25 protein-coding genes are annotated in these 22,956 nt (G+C 53.0%); 3 read left to right on the top strand and 22 right to left on the bottom strand.

Annotation, left to right across the window (positions count from 1 at the left end):
* Window positions 1-45: 45 nt before the first annotated feature.
* The 12 genes from phnD to MRBBS_RS07675 all read right to left on the bottom strand — a co-directional run bounded on the left by phnD (window position 46) and on the right by MRBBS_RS07675 (window position 9,057).
* A complete protein-coding gene (phnD, locus tag MRBBS_RS07625; protein WP_014870881.1) occupies window positions 46-1,056 on the bottom strand; it encodes a phosphonate ABC transporter substrate-binding protein in 1,011 nt (336 codons plus the stop codon).
* Between the two features lie 52 nt (window positions 1,057-1,108).
* The gene (gene phnC / locus MRBBS_RS07630) at window positions 1,109-1,957 is read right to left on the bottom strand and encodes a phosphonate ABC transporter ATP-binding protein (RefSeq protein WP_014870882.1); all 849 of its coding nucleotides are present in this window, start codon (window positions 1,955-1,957) and stop codon (window positions 1,109-1,111) included.
* A 96-nt stretch (window positions 1,958-2,053) separates the two neighbouring features.
* Window positions 2,054-2,818, bottom strand: coding sequence for a phosphonate metabolism protein PhnP (gene phnP, locus MRBBS_RS07635; RefSeq protein ID WP_014870883.1), 765 nt, complete (start codon window positions 2,816-2,818; stop codon window positions 2,054-2,056).
* A gap of 120 nt (window positions 2,819-2,938) precedes the next feature.
* Window positions 2,939-4,561, bottom strand: a complete 1,623-nt coding sequence (locus MRBBS_RS07640; RefSeq protein WP_014870884.1) for a hypothetical protein — start codon at window positions 4,559-4,561, stop codon at window positions 2,939-2,941.
* Window positions 4,562-4,705: 144 nt separating this feature from the next.
* Window positions 4,706-4,915, bottom strand: a complete 210-nt coding sequence (locus MRBBS_RS07645; protein WP_014870885.1) for a hypothetical protein — start codon at window positions 4,913-4,915, stop codon at window positions 4,706-4,708.
* Window positions 4,916-4,929: 14 nt separating this feature from the next.
* A complete protein-coding gene (locus tag MRBBS_RS07650; protein ID WP_014870886.1) occupies window positions 4,930-5,808 on the bottom strand; it encodes a DMT family transporter in 879 nt (292 codons plus the stop codon).
* A gap of 145 nt (window positions 5,809-5,953) precedes the next feature.
* Window positions 5,954-6,193 carry a CDGSH iron-sulfur domain-containing protein gene (locus MRBBS_RS18905; protein ID WP_083847010.1) on the bottom strand — a complete coding sequence of 80 codons (240 nt, stop codon included), beginning with the start codon at window positions 6,191-6,193 and terminating at the stop codon, window positions 5,954-5,956.
* A gap of 43 nt (window positions 6,194-6,236) precedes the next feature.
* Window positions 6,237-6,590 (bottom strand): YkgJ family cysteine cluster protein, encoded by a 354-nt coding sequence (locus MRBBS_RS07655; RefSeq protein WP_014870889.1) that lies wholly within the window; start codon window positions 6,588-6,590, stop codon window positions 6,237-6,239.
* Window positions 6,591-6,638: 48 nt separating this feature from the next.
* Window positions 6,639-7,007: a VOC family protein gene (locus MRBBS_RS07660; RefSeq protein WP_014870890.1), complete on the bottom strand. Its 369-nt coding sequence runs from the start codon at window positions 7,005-7,007 to the stop codon at window positions 6,639-6,641.
* Window positions 7,008-7,082: 75 nt separating this feature from the next.
* On the bottom strand, window positions 7,083-7,439 hold the full coding sequence (locus MRBBS_RS07665; RefSeq protein WP_227497601.1) for a hypothetical protein: 357 nt from the start codon (window positions 7,437-7,439) through the stop codon (window positions 7,083-7,085).
* A gap of 19 nt (window positions 7,440-7,458) precedes the next feature.
* A complete protein-coding gene (locus MRBBS_RS07670) occupies window positions 7,459-8,313 on the bottom strand; it encodes a mechanosensitive ion channel domain-containing protein (RefSeq protein ID WP_050996606.1) in 855 nt (284 codons plus the stop codon).
* Window positions 8,314-8,616: 303 nt separating this feature from the next.
* Window positions 8,617-9,057: a CAP domain-containing protein gene (locus MRBBS_RS07675; protein ID WP_014870892.1), complete on the bottom strand. Its 441-nt coding sequence runs from the start codon at window positions 9,055-9,057 to the stop codon at window positions 8,617-8,619.
* A 308-nt stretch (window positions 9,058-9,365) separates the two neighbouring features.
* On the opposite strand from MRBBS_RS07675, the gene MRBBS_RS07680 reads away from it, so the two are divergent.
* Window positions 9,366-10,235 carry a CHAD domain-containing protein gene (locus MRBBS_RS07680; protein ID WP_014870893.1) on the top strand — a complete coding sequence of 290 codons (870 nt, stop codon included), beginning with the start codon at window positions 9,366-9,368 and terminating at the stop codon, window positions 10,233-10,235.
* 113 nt (window positions 10,236-10,348) lie between these two features.
* Window positions 10,349-10,534, top strand: a complete 186-nt coding sequence (locus MRBBS_RS07685) for a hypothetical protein (RefSeq protein WP_014870894.1) — start codon at window positions 10,349-10,351, stop codon at window positions 10,532-10,534.
* Between the two features lie 352 nt (window positions 10,535-10,886).
* On the opposite strand, the gene choV is transcribed toward MRBBS_RS07685, so the two are convergent.
* The 4 genes from choV to MRBBS_RS07705 all read right to left on the bottom strand — a co-directional run bounded on the left by choV (window position 10,887) and on the right by MRBBS_RS07705 (window position 15,598).
* Complete coding sequence (choV, locus tag MRBBS_RS07690) at window positions 10,887-12,068, bottom strand: choline ABC transporter ATP-binding protein (RefSeq protein ID WP_014870895.1); 1,182 nt, start codon at window positions 12,066-12,068, stop codon at window positions 10,887-10,889.
* Entirely contained in the window at window positions 12,065-12,913 is an 849-nt protein-coding gene (gene choW, locus MRBBS_RS07695) for a choline ABC transporter permease subunit (protein ID WP_014870896.1), read from the bottom strand. Before choW ends, choV begins: the two co-directional genes overlap by 4 nt.
* Before the next feature lie 167 nt (window positions 12,914-13,080).
* Window positions 13,081-14,010, bottom strand: a complete 930-nt coding sequence (locus tag MRBBS_RS07700) for a choline ABC transporter substrate-binding protein (protein WP_041635155.1) — start codon at window positions 14,008-14,010, stop codon at window positions 13,081-13,083.
* Between the two features lie 418 nt (window positions 14,011-14,428).
* Window positions 14,429-15,598, bottom strand: coding sequence for an alkane 1-monooxygenase (locus MRBBS_RS07705; RefSeq protein WP_014870897.1), 1,170 nt, complete (start codon window positions 15,596-15,598; stop codon window positions 14,429-14,431).
* A 136-nt stretch (window positions 15,599-15,734) separates the two neighbouring features.
* On the opposite strand from MRBBS_RS07705, the gene MRBBS_RS07710 reads away from it, so the two are divergent.
* A complete protein-coding gene (locus tag MRBBS_RS07710) occupies window positions 15,735-16,760 on the top strand; it encodes an AraC family transcriptional regulator (RefSeq protein ID WP_014870898.1) in 1,026 nt (341 codons plus the stop codon).
* A gap of 10 nt (window positions 16,761-16,770) precedes the next feature.
* On the opposite strand, the gene MRBBS_RS07715 is transcribed toward MRBBS_RS07710, so the two are convergent.
* From MRBBS_RS07715 to MRBBS_RS07740, 6 genes are all read right to left on the bottom strand, one after another.
* On the bottom strand, window positions 16,771-17,148 hold the full coding sequence (locus MRBBS_RS07715) for a hypothetical protein (protein ID WP_048385076.1): 378 nt from the start codon (window positions 17,146-17,148) through the stop codon (window positions 16,771-16,773).
* A gap of 190 nt (window positions 17,149-17,338) precedes the next feature.
* Window positions 17,339-17,782, bottom strand: a complete 444-nt coding sequence (locus MRBBS_RS07720) for a hypothetical protein (protein WP_014870901.1) — start codon at window positions 17,780-17,782, stop codon at window positions 17,339-17,341.
* 52 nt (window positions 17,783-17,834) lie between these two features.
* Window positions 17,835-18,491, bottom strand: coding sequence for a peroxiredoxin (locus tag MRBBS_RS07725; protein WP_014870902.1), 657 nt, complete (start codon window positions 18,489-18,491; stop codon window positions 17,835-17,837).
* A gap of 162 nt (window positions 18,492-18,653) precedes the next feature.
* Window positions 18,654-19,280, bottom strand: a complete 627-nt coding sequence (locus tag MRBBS_RS07730) for a hypothetical protein (RefSeq protein ID WP_014870903.1) — start codon at window positions 19,278-19,280, stop codon at window positions 18,654-18,656.
* A 10-nt stretch (window positions 19,281-19,290) separates the two neighbouring features.
* The gene (gene asd, locus MRBBS_RS07735) at window positions 19,291-20,229 is read right to left on the bottom strand and encodes an archaetidylserine decarboxylase (RefSeq protein WP_014870904.1); all 939 of its coding nucleotides are present in this window, start codon (window positions 20,227-20,229) and stop codon (window positions 19,291-19,293) included.
* A complete protein-coding gene (locus MRBBS_RS07740) occupies window positions 20,229-22,937 on the bottom strand; it encodes a glycosyltransferase (RefSeq protein WP_014870905.1) in 2,709 nt (902 codons plus the stop codon). The genes asd and MRBBS_RS07740 overlap by 1 nt, the downstream gene beginning before the upstream one ends.
* Window positions 22,938-22,956 lie beyond the last annotated feature (19 nt).

Consider the following 22,956-nt stretch of genomic DNA (forward strand, 5'->3'; position numbering starts at 1 on the left):
TCCGGCGCGAAAAGGGCTGGCGTTATAATCCAGCCCCGGGGTTTATCAGTTAGACTCTTCGCGGGCCGCGTCCAGTGCTGCAAGCCGACGATCCAGGCCGGCCAGTTGGGCTGCGATGTCAGCCAGCTTTTCGGTCTTTTCCTGTGCTGAATAACGGCTGTCGTTCTCGATGGCCGCTTTTTGCTTGAACATTTCGAGCTGACGAATGGGAATCAACTGATCATTGCTGGAAGCACGGAAGGGTGCCCATTGGAGATCAGCCAGGATTTTCAATTCTTTTTCGTCGCCGGTAGTGCCGTAGCCCATCAGGAAGTCGTAGACTTTCTGTTTGGTTTCCGCAGACAGATTTTTGCGCCAGACCAGTGGGTCAGACGGAATCAGCGGTGATTTCCAGATTACTTTGAGGTCGTCTGCTTTTTCCGGGAAAGTGAGTTGCAACCGTGCCATGCTCTCGGTATTGAAGGTGGCCACGTCTACCTGTTTGTTAGCCACAGCCATGGCGTTGGTTTCATGGCCGGCATTTAGCGTGCGTTTGAAGGCTTTTTTGGGATCGATGCCGTTTTTGGCAAAAATGTAGTAGCTGGGCACCAGAAAACCGGAGGTAGAGTTGGGATCGCCATTACCAAACGTAAGGTCTTTAGCATTGGCGAGCACATCCTCGACCGTATTCAGGTTGACACTGTCCTTGTGAACGATCATCAGGCTCCAGTAGCCAGGTGAGCCGTCCGCTGCCACGGTCTGAACCACAACTTCACCGCCGGCACGGTCGACAGCTTCCATCGCGGACTTGTTGCCGTACCAGGCGATGTCAACCTTGTCGAAGCGCATACCCTGGATGATGCCGGCATAATCCGGGGCGAAGAAACCTTTCACTTCCATGTCCAGCTTTGCCGACATGTCCTCAAGGAAAGGTTCCCAAACGTTTTTTAGATTGCTGGAAGATTCGGTCGAAATGATGCCGAAGTTAAGAGTCTTCTGTTCTTCTGCCTGCAAGCCGGCTGCGCCTACTGTGACTGCGGCCGCCAGGGTCATGCGGCCTATCCATTGTTTTAACATAAGTGTTTCCTGTGGTTTTGAGTGTGAGTGAACATACGGGGCAGTTTTCCGGTCAGCCGGTGGCTGCCAGGGCAAACGCTTTGGCGGGTGTGGGGGTTTTTCTGTTCTTGACAGGTTCGCCATCAATGTCGAAAGAGGTGGTGCCGTAAATACTGGCCAGCACCGCGGGAGTCAGATTCGCAGATGGGCCGTCATACACTATTTCGCCAGCCTTCAGTGCTACCGCTCGGTGGCAGAATTCGCGCGCATATTCGACTTGATGCAGTGTGACCACAACGGTGCGACCGTCTTGATCATTAATATCGGCAAGAATTTCCATGACACGGCGGGCCGATTCAGGATCCAGCGAAGCGATGGGCTCGTCGGCAAGAATCACTTCGGCTTTCTGAGTGAGTGTGCGGGCGATGGCAACCCGTTGCTGCTGGCCACCTGACAGAAAGGATGCGCGCTGGGTCGCCCAGAGATCCATTCCGACGCGGTTCAAGCATTTTAGGGCCAAGGCTTTTTCTTCGGTGTTGAATAAACCGAGGCATCCACGCCAACCGGGTACGCGGCCTAGAGTGCCGGTGAGCACATTGGTTATTACCTTCATTCGGCCGACAAGGTTGAACTGCTGAAAGATATAGCCTATTCGCGCTCGCGTTTTTCGGATGTCCGGTGACAGCCGACCTTGGCATTGCACGAGTTGTCCCAGTACGCGAATTTCGCCGCTGTCTACATCGCTGCAGCTCAGCCCGGCGAGGTGGCGAAGGAGGGTGGATTTGCCAGAACCGGAGGGGCCGATAAGGGCTACCATCTCGCCGGATTCAATAGAAAGATTGATGTTCTTGAGGGCTTTATCCGCGCGTTTGTTGTTGCCAAACGTCTTTGATAAACCTTTAACCTGAATGTCGGGACCCATAGATCGCCTACCCTGTCGCGTTTTTAACGTGTACAGGTAGTTTCTCTGGCAGCTGTGACGATTCGATGTCGTTTAGATGACAGTTTATTGAAGGTTTTAAGACGGGAGTGTGAAATCTACCCAATCCCCGTCCCGGGCAACGTTTATACGATTCGGCAAGGCCGGGTTCGTACTCTGGCGCCAGTTATCCAGCTCGTGGCCAATGTGGATGAGCCATGCCCGAGCCGGATCTACGGCTTGAATGCAATCCAGAGCCAATGTCCAGTCGTTATGGCCTTTCGGCTGACCAGACGGCGGGAATGTGCAGTCTATTGCCAGTCCATCAGGCTTCATTGTTTGTAAAAAATGTTGGGTGTCATCGGGTAGGCCACGAGTATCGGTCAGATAGGCAAACGTGGGGCCACCGGTAACTTCGAAGACGTAGCCGAAGGTCGGCTTCGAGTGGATCAATGGCACAGGTGTGACCTTTAACCCTCCGATTTCAAATGCAGAGAATGCTTTTTGAGGGTTGAAATCCAATATGCCAGGATGGCGGAACAGATCGGCGCAGCCGTCAGGGTCAGGCGGAATAAAGACGGGGATACTCGGCCCCTTGCCCCAGCGCAGGTGAAACAGCCCCTGAACATGATCAGGGTGAAAATGCGTCAGCACAATGGCATCCAGATCGCCGGGAGCGAAGCGTTTGTGCAGGTCCATCAGACCGCCATCAATCAAAATTCGTGTGGTTCCTGATTCGATCAGGGCAGAGCAGGGCTTGCGCGCAAAGACCGCGTTTGTTTTGGCGACGGAACAGGCCGCGCAACAACAACCGTAAAGTGGCACACCACCGGCAGCGCCCGTTCCTAGAAAGGTTATCCGCATCGGGCGCTCCCAGAAGGGGTTGGGTCCAGACCGGCCTTAGGGTTTGCCAGACACTGGAATGAGCGTTAAGGATAACCCTTCAAAGTTAAACAGATGTGACAGCCAGAAATCGGCGTTTTTTTACTGTTGCTCAACACCCTTCACAGAGGCCACTTCGGTGCTCAATGGCGCTCGACGGAACTCCTTAAGCATGAAAGGGCGGACGCTTGCCATGCTAGGGCCTTCCTGATTCAAGTCTGGTTTTGCTCCCATTTGAAAGCCAGGCAACCCACCGCCGCTGCTTCCGGTCGCCAGGAATGGCGCAAGCAATTCCGGATTGCCGCTGATCACGTGAACAATAACGTCCCGGCTAGCGCCTTCGCCGGTCACCAGCGGTGCCGGCTGGTGGTCGCCTAGCAGCACCAGCAGGGTATTCTTATCCACATGGCGCGTTGCATAGCCTGTCGCCACGTTCAGCGCGTAATCGATAGCAAGGGCGTAGTGTTCACGAACTCGCTCAGGCTCCAGCCACAGACTGGCAGGTGCTTCGCCGGCGCCTTCCCACTGATTGAATGCTGTGCCGTTGCCAATACTGTCCCAATCTTCCAGCACCGGTAAAATAGGCACCCAGGGAGCATGGCTGCTGATCAGAGCCACTTCTGCAAAAATCGGCCCAACGGTTTGTTCACGAACGCTGCGCTGAAACCAGGACCAAGTGTACTGATCCGGCATGGTCACCCAGTTAAACGGAGGCCCTTGGTAATCCATGGTGGTGGATTGGTAAATACGGTTGTAGCCAAATGCCTGGCCTTCTGGCCAGTCTTGGGTAATAGCCGGCATCACTGCGACTGTATCGTGGCCGGTTAACGCCATATCGTCTATCAGTGTGGGGTAATCGCTGGCTAGCAAAATCTCGTAGTCCAGCTGGGTATCAATCCATTGGCCGCTTAGCATCGTGGCGTGTGCCAGCCAGGATTGCCCGCCTTGCACCGGTGAACCCAAGCGACCAGACACCATGTGCAGGCCCGCTGCGTTAACGGCGGCTTCCATTTTGTCGAGGCGGGAGCCGATAAGGTCCTTAAAGCGGTCGTCTGTAAGGCTGGAGATGCCGTAGGATTCGATAAATCCAAAAATCACATCGGTGTTGGCCAGGCCGGGCAGAGCCAAAGGCTCTCCGGCCGCCGGATCATTCGCCAAACTCTGACTGAACTCTGCCGTTGACCGACGGGTGTCGATAGCGAGCAGTATCTGGTTAGTTGTCAGCTGCGCGGCGCTCAAGCTCACCACCGACTGGGGCGCAAATGACACCGCCACCAGCAACACCCCGGTGGCAAAAGCCGCTTTACCAAAACCGGAGTGCAGGCCCCCGGCAAAGCGGCTTAGCAGTTTGCTTACCCACAATGCCAAGCCGCAAAACGCCAGCAGTAAAGCCAGCAGTATCAGCAATGAAAGGCCAGTGCCGAGGTTACTTCGCATCAGGTCAACTACCGAACCGACGACTCCCAGCTCCAGATAAAGGTTGAGTCCCCGCCCGAGACTTTGGCGAACCAGCAGGTCGCTCAGCGTAAATAGCGCCATCACGGCGTATAGCGTACCTACCACGCCGGCCAGCACTCGGGTAAATATAGAAGGCGACAATAGACTAAATACAGCACAAACTATCAGCGCTTCGGCGGCAACCCAGGGAATCCATGGGTAATGCGGTAACAGTAACGCCAACAACAGAGCATTAAACAGCAACACCGTGAGCGCAAAACGCTTCAAAAGGGGACTTCCTTTAAGAGAGGACTCCCGCCGATGGGATACCCTATTTTGATACCTGAAAAACAGATACGCATGGGGCGGGGTTTTCGGATTGCTAGGCGTGTAAAATGTTGTTCAAGTATTTAGCAGCATGGCTGGTAGCCATTAGACGTCTGTACGATACTGTAAAATGAGACCCACAATTTCGTGATCGCTTTTTGTCGATGCCAGAGAATCATTCAGAGATGTTCTCTGGGGCAAGTGAATGTTGAATTTAGAACGTAAAATACTTTCTACTTCGCCATCAATGGCTGGGTCAAAGTCTTTTCCAACATAAACACGGATGCGCTGATAAATAAATTCTTTATTGGCCATTAAAGTCATTTCTGTTATTTAGCATTAAAGTGTTTTCCAATGTTTTGTCGGGTAACCTGAGCAGGTGGTTTTCGAACAATGACAAGTGCGATTCCTCCGAGAATGGCGGCGGATGCCAGCACTAATCGCAAGGTTATGGATTCGCCCAGAAAAACAACGCCGCCTACGGCTGCAATCACCGGAACACTGAGCTGTATGACAGCTGCGTTCGTGGCTTTTAGCATGGGCAATACCATGTACCATACAACATATCCTAGCCCGGACGTGAGCGCACCTGAGATAATTGCGTACCAGATGCCCGCAACATCCAGAGAAAGCCGGCTCAGCATGAAAAAGCTTAAAACGACGGCAAAGGCAACGGCGCGCGTGAAGTTCCCGGCGCTTGTGTGAACGGGGTCGCCGGCACTTCTCCCGCGCAGAGAATAAACACCCCAGCAAATCCCGGCTCCTAGCATCAACAGGGAACTGGCCACTGGCGGTGTGGTTGACAAACCAGGCAGAAACAACAGCAATAGCCCACCGAAAGCGAGCGCAAGGCCGGCTAATTGCAGCTTGAGCAGGCGCTCTCCCGCCCAAAAACCGTAAACAATCATAGTGACTTGAACCGCGCCGAACAGCAGCAGTGCGCCCGTGGCCGTGGGCAAACTCACATAGGCAAATGAAAAACCCGCCGCGTAGGCGAACAAGGCTGCAGCAGACCACCAGCTTCCACTGCCGCCGCTGGGCCGGTTGCTGATCCGCACAACCAGCAAAAGTACAATCGCACCCGAAATCAAACGGATCGCCGTAAAGCTAGCAGCATCAATATCCGTGTGTTTCAGGGCCACTCGGGCCAGCACCGAATTACTCGCGAAGGCAATCATGGCAAGAGTTGTCAGAATGATTATTCGCATAAGAAACGCTCTATCTGACGGCTCGTTGCCACCACGCCAGCCTGCCCATTACTCCCTTAAGGAGCATGTGTTTGTTGTCGAAAGTGCGGAACGCGCCAACGGGTCTGTGCTCCGGCGAGCGCCGCAAATGGGTTTAACGGGCTTGTTATATTTGCTTGTGGCTGCCATCACACAGTGGCTGTGATGCTGTTGATTTGCAGCCGCAAAAAAAGACTTTTTTCGTTTCTGATGCCGCGTATTTCACGGGCCTAAAACCTGAGCCACTGTGAGAACCATCGCAAAAAGGCTGTTTTGCACTTTTACCACAAGCGCACCAAAAGTAACTTTTTCCAGATTCTACTTCCACTGCGTAGGGCGTATCAGATGCTCGAATGGCTTCTGTCATTTTTATTCTCTCTCAATGATTGAATGAACATACCGCACTGAGTCTACACCAATACTTGCCGCGTATTCGCAATGTAGTGATGGATCTGGCGCTCAACTTTGGCGCCAATCATGACGTCGGGGCGTCGACCGTTAGGGCAGGGCATACTGGGTGTTGTGCCAAATAACCGGCAGATTAAAGGGCGCTCCCCGTAAACCGTGCAACCATCGGGGCCCAGGTGCACACAGCTAAGGTCACTCAGTGCGGCTTCATGTTCGGCGTCAGTTTTTACGGGCAGGCGCGACATTTCTTCCGAAGACGTCGTTACCGGCCCGCAACAATCGTGACAACCCGCCACACACTCGAACGAAGGAATCTGCTCGCGCAGACGCGCGATAATATTTCGATTTTTGTACATATATAGCCGCCATTTACCAAAACATAAACTGTATTTCAAAAACCAACTCTACCGATATAACGCGCAGATTTTATTGCCCGAGGGGTCTCTTAAATAGGCAATGTATAAGTTGGCTCCGCCGCGAAGCCCGGGTGGGTTCTCGCATGACGTGCCACCATTGGCAATGCCGGCAGAGTGCCAGGCATCAACGGTTGCGGAATTTTCTGCAGAAAAGCCGATGGTGATGCCGTTACCATGATAAGCGGGTTCGCCATCAATTGGCTTTCCAATCGCAAAAGTGCCGCTGTTTGTTCTATAAAAACAGCGCCCTTTGTCATCCACCAGACCAGGCTCGTGCCCTAGAGAGCCAAGAATAGCATCGTAAAAGATCTTTGATTCTTGAACATCGTTTGCACCAACCATAATGTGACTGAACATGCCTGCTCTCCGTATGAAATATAAATACGCCTAAGACATCAATGCCGTATCTCACTTTGACGCATGGGCATTGAGTCAACCGTCAAAAATATCAGATTGTAAGTTCGCACGGTCTACCTGCGGCTTTGTGTCGTCATTGCTCTGCGCGGACATACTGAAAAAAAGAAAAACCAATAAGCAAAAGCCCGTGCCCCATACAAAAATTACTTTTAAATAGACGGCTATTTTTTTCTTAGCCGTCGGGTTAGGCTTTTTGGAGAAGCCGAAGTAATCCGCACCGAACAGGCCAACCCCGCAACTCTCACAATAGTTTTTCGAATACGAAATCCTTAGTGCTGAAGGCTCAAATAATTCCCGACAACTATAGCAGCTAGGCATAGTGATTACTGATTCCTTGAAGTCATAACGTCGCCAGTATGTGCTTATGCTCATTACGAATCCCGAACTTGCGTCAGGGCTTTTTGGTGGAATAATCGGTGTCTGCGAAAACCTCTGAAAGAATCGCTTGCTCTATATAACTGCGTTGCCCGGGTTTGGCTGGCAGCCTGACGGTGAGGTGAATCTCGCTGGCTACCGGAACCTGAATGGTCACCCTTGGGTCTACAGAAGGCACTTCCAGGCCCCGCGAAACGCCAACCTTAGTCATATACTTGCGCACAGATTCCAGATAGGGCTTGCAATGGCGATTGGCTGCCGCCAGCAGTGCTTTCTGGGCGGCATGCCAGTCATCCTCGCGCTTGAAAGGCACGGTAAAAACATGAAAATCCCAGTGGTCAGTAAAACTCTCGTTGATAACCGGCTCAGACAAAAACAATGCATTGGGTATCACAATCATCCGCCCGGTGCGCTGGTGGGACGTTTTGCCAGGGCCTACTTCAAGCACCGTCGTTGCCAGCAGGGTCTGATCGATGACATCGCCCCGGAAATCCTTTACCTGAATACGATCGCCCAGATTGAACGAGCCGGCACCACTTTTTAATATTGCGCCAGAAACACAAAGAATCAATTCTTTGGTGGCGACTACAAAAGCGACAGCGATAGCGACGATGGACAGGGCCAAAGATCGAATCTGGTCGCCCCAGATTAGCGCCAGACCCAGTAATCCCAATAACAGGAAACCGTTGCGAAAGTTCATCAGTAACCGGCCCCGCAACTCCGACGACGTGACGTGCCGACGAATAAAGCGGGCGGTCAGCGTCCGCAGAATAACGATGGCCAGCAACAGCAACCCAGTGCTGATTAGCAGTCGCCACATCGCGTCTGGCAACGAAAAATTCTGAGGCATCAGCGCCATAGTTTCGAACATATTCCATTCTCATGACAGGTAATTCGAGGGAGTATTGTCGGGGGAAAGCGAAGGCGTAACAAGCCGACATTCAGCTCATTCTCTCACGGTTGCCCGCGGAACAGGCCCTCACTATCGCGTCCCACCTGGGCGAAGCAGCGGCTCCGAACAACGCGGCTACTCGTGCAATGCTTTCCGGTATGAAAGAAACCATCGACCTCCATTCCCTTGTCAATTCGGCAGGCAGGCACGGTTCGGCGCCGACACAAATTAAAATACAACCACGCGAAACACGGTGCTCTTGAGTTGGTTAACAGATCCGTACTAACGCGGCCGGGCAAAAACCTGGGTCCAGAAAGGGGAGTATTGCGAGCCTGGCGCCTCAATTCTCACCGCGCCCATTTCGGTGAATTTGGCACTCATCAGATTGGCGCAGTGTCCCGGGCTCGAGAGCCACGCATCAACCACCTCCTCGACAGAGTTCTGGCCTGCTGCAATGTTTTCGCCCACCGCTGACCAGCGGTAATCTCTGTTATTCACCCGCTCGCCGATCTCAGTGCCGTCAGGGCTGGTATGACTAAAGAATTCCAGCTCCGCCATGCTCTTCGAGTGAGCTCGCGCGGCATCCTCAAGTTTGCAGTTCCAGGCCAGCGGATCGACGGCGTTAAAGTCGTGGTTGCCGCATTGCCGGGGCTGACTGCGAGCTTCATTGACGCGATTCAGCAAAGACTGATCTGCTTCGTCCATCTGGCAGTTACCGGCCATAAGGAAACCGGAAAATCCGAGAACAAACAGCAAGGTAAGAGTGCACAATGAACGGGTAAATAATAAAGTTATCACTTAGTGAGAACCGGGCATGATTACCGTAGCCTGTTTAGCCATCTGACCCTCTTCGCTTTTAGCAAAATTGATCCCTGCGCAGCTGAGTATCAAATTTGTACGTACGCTACGCTGAATACGAATAATTCTATCAGAGGATCGACGATATACTAATTTCACACCATTATTTTGTGATTTCGATAAGGCTTAGATAACGTCGGCAGTACCTTCTGAATAAAGAGTGGAGAGAAGTAATGCGCTGTCGTCTCAATTCTACCGGTAACTTTGGCAAGCAGCTCAAGCGGCTAATGCAGTCAATTAACGAAGATATTGCTCTAGCGCTTTTGCACGCATGCAGGGTTCCAGAAACGGGTGTCCATGAGGCTCGAAAAAGCTGTAAAGAAGCGCGTGCTCTACTACGGCTGATTGGACCCCAGATTGGCAAAGCCGAGTACAGCCGCCAGCAAGAACACTACAAAGCGATTTCCGGGAAGCTTTCCGGCAGCCGAGACGCAGCGGTTCGTGTGAAAACCTGGCAGCAGCTGGTAAAAGAAAAAGCCGCGTTGCAGGAACAACGATACGACGCCATTGACTGTTTCCTTTCTGGACAGCAAAAACTCAATCCACTTGAGGCTAAAGGTCGTGAATTTTTCATCGAGCTGGCTTTAGAAGTAGAAGCTCAGAGCGCCGCACCGGAAGAATGGGATCTTCCAAAGTCACTGTCGACACTTATGCCCAACCTCAAACTTATATACCAAAAAGCCCGTGACGCCGAGAGAAAGGCAAATAGCTCTGACGAAATCGAAGCTTTTCACCAATTTCGAAAACGATCAAAAGACCTGTTCTACTGTTTACGTGTATTGCGCCCGATGTTTGGCAAAGGCTTAAAGTCAAAGGTAAATAAGCTTGAAGTAATGACAGAACTTCAAGGCTTGGCCAATGACCAAGCCGTATTGCTCGAATACTTGGCAGATCATCGCCACGAGATTGACTTGGATGATGAACAATGGAACTTAGCCGAGGCATGTATCGTTGCGAAGCTTCAGGCGCTTCAAAAGCAGACCCACAAACGGGCGAAAAGCCTTATTTCAGCCTCAGCAGCTTCCTTTATCAAGTCGTTATAGTTTTCAGCACATGGAACGGCTCACTCAGAAGTGGGAAACGCTTGCGATCTGGCACCATGGGCCTAGGATAAAGGTGATCAGAGAAGGTATCTCATTGCGTGGAGGAAAGGGGTATGAAGTGGGTCATTTTGATCATTATTGGCGCTGTTGTGGCCTTTTGGCTTTTTCGGGGCCGCGGTAGCAACAGCATTGAAGATCCTGAGGTGAAAATATTTGAGGGAAAGGATTACTACCTCACATCCGATGACACCTCATCTGATGACAAGCCATCCTCTGGTGACAGTAACCCGCGTCACTGAGTTACTGCTGGAGTGCACCTCCAATGAAGATGAGTTTGGATTCCTTTTGCACATCCAAAAAAGCTAGGCGGGCACTGAAACAGATACGCAAACAGGTTGTCAGGTGGGTGTCAGTTTCCTAGCGCTTCAATTGCGCGCTGACCGACTTCTGTGTGGTGCGGCAACTTACCAAAGGGCGCGCTGATGTCTCCCGGCCCCTGTTTAAATACCAGTACCGGGGTGCTGGTGTGGGTGCCGGTGTCGTTGTAATGCGCGGCCCAGCCAACTGACCGGTTGCCAATTGCGTGGCGGAAGCGGCGGAATCCACCACCAGATTGTTGTTGGCGTGAGTCATGGAGAGGCCCATGCTGCCCTAGCTGTCGTCTAAATGTTTGCCCAGCATCGCGTGATACAGTTCCCGATCGCCGATGGCGCCGGTGATTTGACCGTTCTCTTCCACCAGCAGGCTATGACCGGTGAAGTATCGAATCTCCACGGCATCCCGCAAGGGGGTGTCTGGCGCGATGCGGGTGGGCTGCTGGGCCAGGCTTTCGATAGCCTGACCTTCCTGCCACAGCTGGGTCTGGAAGGTTTGGCCACCGCTGGTGACCACCGCTTTTTCCGCTACATCCGGTGTGTGCAGCCAGATACCGTAGCGTTTATTGATGCAACGATTACCGCTGGCGTCTTCCTGTATCTCTCCGATAGGCAACGCCAGGGAACGTGCGGCCAGAACATTGAGCGGATTGGTGCTGGCAACAAAGCTTTTGACGTAATCGTTCGCGGGTTCCAGCACAATTGCTTCCGGCTTGCCATGTTGAACGATTTGACCGTCCTTCATAATCGCAATGTGCGAGCCCAGCTTTAGTGCTTCATCCAAATCATGACTGACGAACACAATCGTTTTCTGCAGTTCTTCCTGCAAGGTCAGCAGTTCGTCTTGCAACTGGTTACGAATCAGCGGGTCAAGGGCGGAAAATGGCTCGTCCATCAGCAGAATTTCCGATTCCGTTGCCAATGCCCGGGCTAGTCCCACCCGCTGCAGCATACCGCCGGACAGCTCAGCCGGTCTGGACTTGGCCCAACTGGAGAGGCCAACCAACTCCAATTGACGTGCGACCTTCTTGCGGCGCTCGGCCTTGCCCAGACCTTGCAGCTCCAGACCAAAAGCGACGTTGTCTTCCACCGTCAGCCAGGGCATCAGGGCGAAGTTCTGAAACACCATGGAGATGCGACGGGTGCGGATGTCCCGCTGAACTTTATCGCTGGCCTGGGTGAAATCCACCATCTCACCGTCGTGCCGAATGCGAATGGCACCACTGGTGACATCGTTCAAGCCGTTAACACAGCGCAGCAGGCTGGATTTTCCGGAACCGGACAGCCCCATCAGAACGCAAATCTCACCTTTCTTGACACTCAGGCTGGCATTTTGGACACCGACCACTAATCCGGTCTGGTCACGGATTTCAGCCCGGTCCATGCCCTGTTCAATCAACGGCAGCGCGCGTTTGGGGTTTTTGCCGAAGACGACGTTCACATTCTCAAATTCGATCATGATGACGTCTCCTTAGCATCACTTTGGCGGAAGAACCGGTCCATCCAGATGGCCAACAGCACAATCGCTAGACCGGCTTCAAAACCCTTGCCTATATCAACCGTATTCAAAGCTCGAACCACCGGTACACCCAAACCATCGGCGCCTACCAAAGCGGCAATAACAACCATTGAGAGCGATAACATGATGCATTGGGTAATACCGGCACCAATGGAACTCATGGCAGCGGGTAGCTCAACCTTGAACAACAGTTGCCGATTGGTGCAGCCGAAGGCCTTGCCCGCTTCGACCAATTCTTTCGGCACCTGAGAGATGCCCAGGTGCGTTAGCCGTACCGGGGCGGCGATGGCAAAGATCACGGTTGAGATCACGCCAGGTACCACTCCCAGGCCGAACAAGGTCAGCGTCGGGATCAGGTAAACAAAAGGTGGGATGGTCTGCATCAGATCCAGCATCGGCTGCAGGAATTTGTACAGCCAACGGCTATGAGCCGCATAAATGCCCAAAGGAATGCCGATCACCACACACAACAGGGTGGCGTACAACACCAGCGACAGCGTCGCCATGGTGTCTTCCCAGTAACCAATATTCCAAATCAGCAAAAAGCTGAAGGCGGTAAAAGCGGCCAATCCCCAACGGCGATGACGAAGATACGCCGCCACCGTCAGAAGCAATATCAGAGCGCTAGGCGGTACCCACAACAGGGCCCCGGTCAGGCCGTGGATCATGCTACTCAGAGTATCGGAAACAGCGTCAAAAAAGCCGCTGAAATTGACGACCAAAAAATCAACAATGCCTTCAACGAATTCGCCGAAAGGCAGTTGGTGCTCAGTTATCCAGCTCATGGCGTTCAGTCTTGTTGGGTGCAGGCCTTGGCCGACACCGGAAATGGGAGGTGTTCGTTATAGAATCGGGCGCTCTGAACCTGTCAGTTCAGAGCGCCACCAAAGTGCTCTCTATAATATTCTCTGAAGTATTCTCTACAAAATTCTCATCAGTGCTTTCTTCAGTACTACTTCAGGGATGCCTTAACGGCAGGCAGCGCTGCATCGCCGTTCAAGGTCGTGACACCTTTGAGCCAGGCATCCAATACGGCCGGGTTGTTGGCGAGCCAAGTGTGAGCAGCATCCCGTGGTTCTTCGCCGTCGTTCAGAATAGCGCCCATCACTTCGTTTTCCATAGACAGTGAAAACGTCATGTTAGTCAGTAGCTTGCCCACGTTCGGGCATTCGTTCAGGTAATTCTTACGCACGTTGGTGTGAACGGTTGCGCCGCCGTAGTTGGGGCCAAAGAAGTCGTCACCACCGTCCAGGTAGGCCATGTCATGATTGGCGTTCATGGGGTGCGGTTCCCACCCCAGGAATACCACCCATTCATTACGACGAACTGAACGGCCAACTTGGGATAGCATGCCAGCTTCGCTGGACTCCACGAGCCGGAACTCACCAAGACCAAACGCATCCTGGCCGATCATGTCTTGAATCAGACGGTTGCCATCGTTGCCGGGCTCAATGCCATAAATCCGGTCGTCAAATTGGTCGGCGTGCTTGGCAATGTCGGCAAATTGGGTCACACCGGCATCGTAAACGTACTGCGGTACCGCCAAGGTGTATTTGGCGCCTTCCAGGTTAGTGACGACGGTTTCAACATCACCGCTTTCCAGGTAAGGACGCACGTCTGCTTCCATGGTGGGCATCCAGTTGCCCAGAAACACGTCAATGTCTTTGTTCTGGAGCGCCCGGTAAGCCACGGGCACTGACAACACTTTTGCTTTTGGCTCGTAGCCCATGCCTTCCAGTACTTCGGAGGCCAGCGCGGTGGTGGCTGTGATGTCGGTCCAGCCAACATCGGCAAAACGGACGGTTTGACATTCGGTATTTGGAGCCGCTACTGCAGCGCCACTAATAGCAAGGCCAGCAAAGGCCAAAGCAAGCTTTTTCATTTGTCGTTCTCTTTTTATGGATTGTCGGTCACAGCGTTAGCGCTGTGCATTTTTCCAATCAGGGTGCCCGCACAGGGTGGGTCTAGGCCACGGGTGTAATCCGCGCATTGAAAGGCAGTAGACGCTGTGCGTAGCTCTTCGCCGCCGAAGCGGATCGAAGGTCAAAAGCGCTCGATTTGAACGAATACCCAAAAAGTTGAACAAGCGTTCAATGAATATAGGTTAATGGTATGAAGCCTAAATATCAAATGCGGGGAAAAAGCCCGAACAATAGGGACTCAGCTTTAAAAGCAGTCAAAAGCGGCAGGACAGTAAAAAAATTATTTAGAAGACATAGAAAAGATGCCTCTAAAAATCGCTTCAACGCGAGAAAAAGAGACATCAGCACTCGTTTTTAAAACCCCTTGACGTAAAATTTCTAGTGCAAAAAGTATCGTTTAATCATTTTCCGTTTTGCCGGTTTATGGAAGTTGATTTTTGTAATGTCGCCGTCCACATGTTTGACCAATCTCGGGTTCATCACCGCAAACCACAGTGGCGGGATGTAGGCGAGAACGAACATGCCGAGGTAACCGTTCGGCAGCGTCGGCAGATTGTCGAAGTGGCGTAACGACTGATAGCGACGTGTTGGATTTGCGTGGTGATCCGAGTGACGCTGCAAATGGAACGTCGCCCAGTTTGAAAAAATATGATTACTGTTCCAGCTGTGGTGAGGCTGAGTTGGCTCGTAACGACCGTTTTCACGTTTTTTCCGCAGCAGACCGTAATGCTCAATGTAATTTGCCGAGGTGAGTTGGAACATTCCCCAAACGGCGATGGCGAGAATAAAGGGCAGAACCGCAACGCCGAACAAGGTGACGGCAGTTCCCCACGCGAACGCAGTGATTAACGCCGGTTGCAAGATCTCATTGTATAGCGACCAAACCGGCTTGTCGGCCTTGTTTAATCGCGTTTTTTCAATGTCCCACGCGCGCAAGAACGCCCCAGGAATTTCGCGCAACGCAAACCCCCAAAGTGTTTCGCCCATGCGTGACGACGCCGGATCGTCCGGTGTTGCAACGTCGCGATGGTGGCCTTTGTTGTGCTCGACAAAAAAGTGACCATAGGCGCAGGGCGCAAGAACGATCTTTGCCAGCCAGCGTTCCATTCGGGCTTTTTTATGGCCCAATTCATGGCCCAGGTTAATGGCTGTGCCCTGCAGCGTGCCGATAACAAGCACGGTGGCGATCATGCCGTGCAGAGGGGTATCTTGGGTACCAATAAACCAAACTCCGAGCGCCCATATTGCCCAAAGCACAGGAACCAGTAAGTAGGTGACATAGCGGTAGTAGCGATCTTGTTCAAGCTGCGCCACAACCTCTTCTGGTGGGTTGTTGGTGTCTTCGCCGAGCACCATGTCCAGAACCGGAATCACCACAAAGTAAAACGCCAGCGGAGCCCACAGCCAGAGCCCATTGCCGGTGACGAAGAACAGGCCGGGGCCGACAAGGGCCAGCATCGGTACGAGAACAGACACGGCCCATAAATAGCGCTTACGATCGCGGTAGATCTGGCCTGATGGAGTGACAAAGACACCCGCTTGGTTCATGTTATCGTCCTTATAGGGATGGGGTTACGTCGCCATATTGGGCTTTTTCGCCGGCGTCGATCACCGCTATAAGTGGCAATTAGTCGTCAAATAGTGCCATCATAATGACTATATATGGTTGTAATGCAGGAGACGTATGGCGCTATTGGCAACGGAAAGACTTCGCCCCGCGATACACCCGACCTATGCGCGGTTGGTGTGCGCGCATTTACGTCAAGAGGGCTTTGATAACGAGACAATTCTGCAGGGTACGCGGTTGCAGTGGGAGCAATTACTGGGCGGGAATCGATACCTCAGTCTTGAGCAGCTTGCGCGTTTATTGCGGCGCGCCACAGCGCTAACCCGAACGCCCTGGCTGGGCCTGGACATCGGCGGCATTACCTCGGTTTCTGCCCATGGTGCGCTTGGTTACGCCATTGTGTCGGCGCCGAATCTTCGTGTGGTGTTACACACTCTGGCGCGCTTCACCCGCTTGCGTTTTCAGTTGGTGAACGTCGTTATTTCTGAAACGGACGAACATTTTACCGTGAGCATGGAGGAACTGTCGGAGCTTGGCGATGTGCGCGAATTTATCTACAGCGCGCTGTTGGTCACCTATCTGCAATTGGTCGACACCGTGACCTCTCAGCGCTTGCGCAATATTCAGATTGAATTGCCAATATCGCGCCCGCAATGGGCAGACGTTTACCAACAGCGTTGCGGTTGCCCGGTGATGTTCGATGCACCGGCGTTTCGTTTGCAAATGCCGGTGAGCGTACTTGATACGCCTTGCCTCACCGCCGATGCCGGCACCTTTCGCACCGCATTGCGTGATTGCGAAAATCAGCTGCGCCAGCTTGATAACGGTGGCGCGTTGAGTCAGCAGGTGAGTAATTGTTTGCTCAATAGCTCGGATGGTTATCCAAGCCTTGACGAAGTGGCGTCCAGATTAGCCATGTCGCGACGTACATTGATCCGTAGATTAAAAATCGAAGGCACCAGCTACCAAGAGCTGCTTGACGGAGTGCGGCAAGAATTGGCTGCCTGGTATCTGTTGGAAACCACTGTTGCGGTTGAGCAGATCGCGGAACGACTGGGTTATCAAGACACCTCTAACTTTAGCCGCACCTTTCGGCGCTGGTTTGGTATGACCCCGCACGCTATGCGTAGCGGGGACATCTAGCGCTGCCCGATCAGGGGGTTTGGAGTACCGCTTTACTCGAACGCAGGAGTTGGATAATCGAGGCGGCCGAGCCAATCAACATCACAGTAATCAGGCTCGCAGCAAAAAGTTTAGGTTCGCCATCGGCATAAGCTTGCCAGCTCATAGTCGAACGCCAGCTAAACGTTGCGCAGAGCAGCAGCGTAGTCAATCCGGCAGCGATCAATGCCGGCCAACGACCGCCCTTCAGCAACCAGAATCCCCACACTGCACTCAGTATTCCAAAGGTAGCACCCGACATTAAAGCCGTTTTGGCTGCAGCCGGATTGGACGCAAATCCAACCAAACCACATACGATCAAAAAAAGTCCGTACCCGATATACCAGCGGCCAATGCTTGTTCTGCTCATGTTTATCCGCTACCGATTAGTGTTGCAAGAAATTGAAGGCCGTCTCGATCGCCAGTCAGCCCGGGGTCAGAGAGAGGCCTTACATGTCCCGACTGATGAACGCACGCTCCGATCAGGCGAGTGCCATTTCGACAACGTGCGCGGCCAATAGTTTCGTATCGATCTTCAATTTTTAGCTCAACGCTAAACGCTACGGCCGTGTGGACGTGGTTTGGCCTGCTAATAGCTTTTCAAGAAGCTCATCTATTTCTTTTTTAAATTCTTTATCGTCAATCCTGTCAGCGCTGATTTTCGCATTTTCAAGACTTTTGATGGCTACGTCAGTCTGGCCTAATTCGATTTGCAGGGTCGCCATGGAAAATGCGATGGACGACATATGGTCCTTCAAATCCATAGCGACGGCTTTCCCCAGAGCTTTTTCATAGCCAGGCAAAGCGTCTTCTATCTCTTCTTCAAAGTCAGCCAGTGTTTCCCATTGCTCTGGATGATCTTTATCGGTGTTTTCGTTATCTGTGCAAACCGCCTTCAACTCTGCATAGAGCGAATTGAAGGCCTCTCTATCGTCTTTATCGGCAGCCTTCATTAGCTTTTCAGCTAACTCATAGACGGACTTGTGTATTTTGGTATTAATCATTACGAACCACCTGCTGCCGGTGCTTATTGCCATCAATATCTAGCTGAATTGCTTACTTCTTCAGTGCTTTTACAAAGCGCAGGTAAGGCAATTTGATGTCGATCTCGCCGAATTTCTCTTTTGCCTGCTCATCGTTCAGAGCCAGCCCTACAATCACGTCCTGACCTGGAACCCAGTTAGCAGGCGTTGCGATACCGGCACCGTCTGTGATCTGGACAGCGTCCAGGGCGCGCAAAATTTCCGCAAAGTTGCGACCTACCGTCATGGGGTACGACATGGTCAGACGAATCTTTTTGTCTGGACCAATAATGAACACCGTCCGCACGGTAGCGCTGTTGGCAGGCGTGCGATTCTCGGGCAGATAGGCACCGGCCGGCAGCATGTCGTAAAGTTTGGATACCAGCAAAGACGTGTCATCAATAATCGGGAAGTCGGCAGCGGCACCGGAAAACGCTTCGATATCGCGCTTCCATTTCAAGTGCTCTTCAACGTTGTCTACCGATACGCCCATCACCTTGGTATTGCGGTTGGCGAATTCAGGTACCAGCTGAGCAACAGCACCAAATTCGGTGGTGCATACCGGTGTGAAATCTTTTGGGTGTGAAAACAGGATGGCATAGCCGTCACCAATCCACTCGTGAAACGTGATTTTGCCGTCTGTGGAATCCACAGTGAAATCTGGAGCTACATCGTCGATACGAATAGACATAATTGCTTTCCTTTGTTGTTGTGACGAAGCAGCAGCGACTAAAACGTCGCTCTGCCTGCTTTGGTTAAGCTGCGTCGAAATCCAGCGGATGAATACCGCGTGGGTTGATCGTACTGCGGGCCATCCAAAGATGATACACAGTTTGCATCGCCACGCGGTTTTCTAGGTGTGCTGTTCAAGCCGCACATCGTCGTACCAGTCCTCCATCGAGTCGTACATCTCGCCTTTGAGGATGTAGTAGGGCGCTTTCTGGTAGATCTTGATGTCGTGAAACGGGTCGGTGAAAATCTTGGCCATCCACACCAGACCTGATTGCACGCCCATCAGTTTGAAAAGATGTACGGTTCGGAACACCACGGCACCCAGACCGACAAACAACCATATCAGTGCGGTGTTGCTGATGAATTCAACCAGATTGGTTGCCGGGGAGAGCAGACCGAGCAGATCGGGGTTCAGCAGCAGTGCCACCGGGGTCAGCGCCCAGATCGATAGCAGCACCACCTTGCGGTTGAGGTTGTAGCCTACTTTTACACGTTCCTTGAAATCGTGGCTGGCCTTGTTCACCTCATCGTAAGTCTTCGGCTCAAAGAAGAAATGACCCGTTTGGCGCAGTGTCATCGCCAGTAGCCAACCAACAAGCGCCGCTGCCGCCGGATGAAAAAACACCAGGCCATAGCTGATCAGAAAACAGCTGGCGCTGAGTAGATGCAAAAACTGGTTGATCCGGTTGTGATGATAGTAACGGTGATCGTCCCACCGTTGTTTTTGTAATTCCTCACGAAATGTCATGGCAGCGTCCTTATACATCAAGTGTTGTAGTGGGTTCTTCGGATTGATTGAAATCGTGCAAAGGCCGGGCTTGGAGTGGGTGGCCTGACAACAGCGCTTCACCCATCCTGACCAGCTGGCCTTCGACGATTCCGGGGCAGAGTTGGTATTGCTCTGAGGCAAAAACAAGGATGGTAGAGCCGTGCTGGAAATAGCCCATTTCCTGGCCTTTGCGCAGCGTCGCATTGCACGGAATCACGTTGGCACCCCGGTATTTCAGATTCAGCGGCTCGGCCAGAAAATGAAATTTCATGCTGGCCACCAGAATGGCGGCAACCGGCACCAGCGTCAGGCTGTAATCTGGATGGCCAAACTCCAGTTCCAGAACCGCCCGCTCGTTTTTGCAAAACAGTTTTTCGACTTTTTTCAGGGCGATGGGGTTCACGTTCCAGGTGTCCCCGGACACGTAGTTCACACGGCGAACCTGGCAGTCTACCGGCGCATGAAACCGGTGATACATGCTGGATTTAAGCCGCAGGGTGACAAATTGGCCGTTGTGGTAGCGCGCTGCCAGCCTGGTATCCGGGATTAGTTGTTCCAGGGTGTAAGGAAATCCCTTGGCCTGGAACAGCCGGTTGTCCTGAATACGGCCGCAAGCGCCAACGATGGCGTCGCACGGGCTGCTGACAGTGCCCAGCCGGTTGTCTAGCGGGCGCAGGCCAGGCTTGAGCTGCCGTGTGAAGCACTCTTGCAGGCTTTTAAAACGCGGGTTTTTAGCATCCTGTAACCGCAGGTCGTCACAGAAGCACTGCCAGATGGCAATGGATAGCCGGGTCAGGGCGGGGCTTTCAATACGGCTGAACCAGCCCATAAACAAGGTGAGCCAGCGCCGGGGCAGGCGGTTGGTCAGCAGAAAATTCAGTTGTTCGCCGGTGGTTAAACCAGGCGTTGCCTTTTTAACCGACCTCACTAGGCTACCGTCACTTCAGCGTGAACCTGTTCCGGGTAGTCCAGGCCCAAATCCTCAAGAAACTTCCGCATGATGGGTTCCGCCTGGAACCGAGCTGCGCGTTTGCGAGCATTCTCGGCCATCACATTGCGGTCGGTCGAGGCGCTGAAGAAATCCACAATGGCTTCGGCCATCGTGCTTACATCCTCCATCAGGTAACCGCTAACCCCGTGCTCAAGGATGTCTTTCGGGCCCTTGCAGTTGTAGGCCACCGCGGGCATGCCGTGGGTAAAGGCTTCAAGCAGCACGTTGCCGAAGGTGTCAAAACGCGAGGGAAATACAAACAGATCCAGCCCCAGATACAGTGACGCCAGTTGCTCCCGGGTTTGCCAGCCTAAAAATACGGCGTCCGGCAGTGCTCGCTGAAGATCTTCGCTGGCAGGGCCTGAACCGGCCACAACGATTTGCAGGTTGGGCAATGACAGGCGCGCTTCCTGAACGATTTCGGGCAAATCGAAAATGCCTTTTTCGCGGCTTAGCCGGCAGGCGATAAACAGCACCGGGGTTTTTTCGTTGGCGCCGGGAATCAGCTCCGACTTGCGGGCAGGTTGCACCTGAAGGTCCCGCGGGGCGGTGTGGTGGGCGGTCAGGAATACCCGATCCTCTGGCAGCTGCATTTCATGACCGGTCAGCCAGTCTCTGTGTTCACGGTTGAGCACGAACACACCGTCAAACCGACTGTAGAGCGCCCGCATCAGGCGGCGAACCCGGTCTCTTTCGTACTGATTCAGATGGGTGGTGTGAGCGATAAAATCAATCCAGTCTGTGTGCATGAAGAAGTAGCAGGGCACGTTGAACATCTGTTGCAGAAACAGCGCAACCAGGGCCATGGGGCCTTCGGTGGAGCAGACAATCCGGTCGTAGCCGCCTTGGTAGAATATTCGGGCAATTTCCATCACATCCGGCACCCGCAGGGTTTGATCGCCGAAGGGGAGCAGGTCAATGTCCGCAATAGGCCGAACCACACTAAGGTGGGGCTCGGACACGGCGTCGGAATGGCAGATCAGAAAATCAAGCGGCAGATTGGTACGTTTGATCTCTTTCAGCTTCCCGCTCAGCGAGGTGGAGACCCCGTTTTTATCCAGCAGCGTGTCGGTCAAACACAATGCCCGCCGGGAGTGCTCGTTTTTGCCCAGTTGCCGGGCAAACTGGTTGAGCAGGTCGCGGTTCTGATACAGCACGCGGGTTGAGGCAAGAGTAGACCCGGCCAGTATGGTGCTGATCAACACCGGGAACGAGAGGCTGTCCAGAATTTCGGCCAGGTTAATATTGCTCATGTTGTCCTGGCGCTTGCTGTCGCCCAGAAACAGGGCCGTGAGCTGGCTGGGTATTTCCAGTTTGCGGGTTAGCTCCTCGGTGGAAAAATCTTTCAGGCTGAGGCCGTTGTGCTTGTCCACCGCTTTGCGAATGCGTTTGGCGATCAGATGGTTCAGGTGGTTGAACAGCTCGCCGATGATCTGGTTGACGGTGTCCACAAACGCTTCGGGATGGTTGCGCTTGCTGTCGGCGATTTTATCCAGCTGGGTAATGCAGAACGCGTAGTCTTTTGACGCCTGCCATTTCAGAAACCGCTTGGGCTTCTTGCCCTGAAGTGCATCGTGTATGAGGGCGAAAAACACAGCGGTTTTCTTGTGCTTTTGCATTTCCAGAAACAGGTTGGCGACTATAAAGCAGCCCATCTTGTCCCAGGTAGACCCGCGATGAAGAAGAATTCGAAGCAGGCCCGGGTCTTTCAGTTTGGTGGCCGCCTGGGCGAAGTAATCCAGCAGGGCAATGTTGAGTTTCTGGTTCTCGCCAACGTTGCCGAAAGGCGCTATCTGGCCGTTGCGCAGCGCTTCCAGGGCCAGATCGGATGCGGGTTGGGTTTTCAGGCGTTTTTGCAAATCGGGCAAGTAAAGCTGTGAGCCGCAAAGGCCGGCAAAAATACCGGTGTGGTCGTCAGAGCCGCCCGTCATCACTTTGGGCTTATCGGGGTTAACCCCAAATTCTGCTGGGTCCAGTTTGTGCTTGCTGGCATAGGCTCGAATGCGTTCTGGCGTCAGGCTTTGCACCCAGTTCAGAGTGAGTACGCTTTGCCACAGGTCCCGCTGGCCGTTCAGCACCTCAAAGCGCCAGAACATCACCGCCAGTTTTTCGAACAGGCACAAATCAATTCGCTCGTTGCGGCTGTAGAAGTAGAGCGGGTGGGGCAGAATCACCGGGATGTCATAACAGGCGGCGTAGCGCAGAAAATCGTAGATATTTTGGCGCTTCTCGTTGAGGAGCACTTCCTGTTCGCGGGTGAAGCCGTAAGTGAGCACGTGAATAAACAGATCGTACTCGGGGAAGAAACAGGTGAACTCGCAGCCCACCAGCACATCCACGCCTTTGTCCTGAAGCGCCCAGCAAGAGCGCGCGTTGTTGTGGTTGGTGACGGTTACCACGGAACTGCCGTTCTGCCCCAGAACCTCCACCAGTTTCTTGGTTTTAATCCAGGTTTCAGGCAGGCGCAGTATTCGGCCCCAGAGTTCATCGGGCACGTCGCTGTTATGGTCGTGGCAGTGAAAGTCGATCTGCAGGCAGTTTTCGGGGTCGAAACGCCCGGCCTGCTGACTGAGAAAATGGTCAAATTCTGCTCTAAGCCCATTACGGAACTGTGGTTCGCCGTTGCTTTGCGCTTGCATCGTCATACTCAACCCACCTTTCTGG

It is taken from the genome of Marinobacter sp. BSs20148, from assembly GCF_000283275.1.
GTDB classification, from domain to species: Bacteria; Pseudomonadota; Gammaproteobacteria; order Pseudomonadales; family Oleiphilaceae; genus Marinobacter; species Marinobacter psychrophilus.